This window comes from Staphylococcus sp. MSU001 (assembly GCF_052976705.1).
The window spans coordinates 1-1,266 of sequence record NZ_JBRIKK010000044.1; the positions used below are offsets into that span (position 1 = coordinate 1).

The 1,266-nt window shown below is 51.3% G+C and carries 1 rRNA gene; it reads left to right on the top strand.

Annotation, left to right across the window (positions count from 1 at the left end):
* Positions 1–2: 2 nt before the first annotated feature.
* A 16S ribosomal RNA gene (locus tag ACVBFA_RS11620) occupies positions 3–1,266 on the top strand; the annotation flags it as partial.

Below are 1,266 nucleotides of genomic sequence, written 5' to 3' on the forward strand. Positions count from 1 at the left end.
TTTTTATGGAGAGTTTGATCCTGGCTCAGGATGAACGCTGGCGGCGTGCCTAATACATGCAAGTCGAGCGAACAGACGAGGAGCTTGCTCCTCTGACGTTAGCGGCGGACGGGTGAGTAACACGTGGATAACCTACCTATAAGACTGGGATAACTTCGGGAAACCGGAGCTAATACCGGATAATATATTGAACCGCATGGTTCAATAGTGAAAGACGGTTTTGCTGTCACTTATAGATGGATCCGCGCCGCATTAGCTAGTTGGTAAGGTAACGGCTTACCAAGGCAACGATGCGTAGCCGACCTGAGAGGGTGATCGGCCACACTGGAACTGAGACACGGTCCAGACTCCTACGGGAGGCAGCAGTAGGGAATCTTCCGCAATGGGCGAAAGCCTGACGGAGCAACGCCGCGTGAGTGATGAAGGTCTTCGGATCGTAAAACTCTGTTATTAGGGAAGAACAAATGTGTAAGTAACTATGCACGTCTTGACGGTACCTAATCAGAAAGCCACGGCTAACTACGTGCCAGCAGCCGCGGTAATACGTAGGTGGCAAGCGTTATCCGGAATTATTGGGCGTAAAGCGCGCGTAGGCGGTTTTTTAAGTCTGATGTGAAAGCCCACGGCTCAACCGTGGAGGGTCATTGGAAACTGGAAAACTTGAGTGCAGAAGAGGAAAGTGGAATTCCATGTGTAGCGGTGAAATGCGCAGAGATATGGAGGAACACCAGTGGCGAAGGCGACTTTCTGGTCTGTAACTGACGCTGATGTGCGAAAGCGTGGGGATCAAACAGGATTAGATACCCTGGTAGTCCACGCCGTAAACGATGAGTGCTAAGTGTTAGGGGGTTTCCGCCCCTTAGTGCTGCAGCTAACGCATTAAGCACTCCGCCTGGGGAGTACGACCGCAAGGTTGAAACTCAAAGGAATTGACGGGGACCCGCACAAGCGGTGGAGCATGTGGTTTAATTCGAAGCAACGCGAAGAACCTTACCAAATCTTGACATCCTCTGACCCCTCTAGAGATAGAGTTTTCCCCTTCGGGGGACAGAGTGACAGGTGGTGCATGGTTGTCGTCAGCTCGTGTCGTGAGATGTTGGGTTAAGTCCCGCAACGAGCGCAACCCTTAAGCTTAGTTGCCATCATTAAGTTGGGCACTCTAAGTTGACTGCCGGTGACAAACCGGAGGAAGGTGGGGATGACGTCAAATCATCATGCCCCTTATGATTTGGGCTACACACGTGCTACAATGGACAATACAAAGGG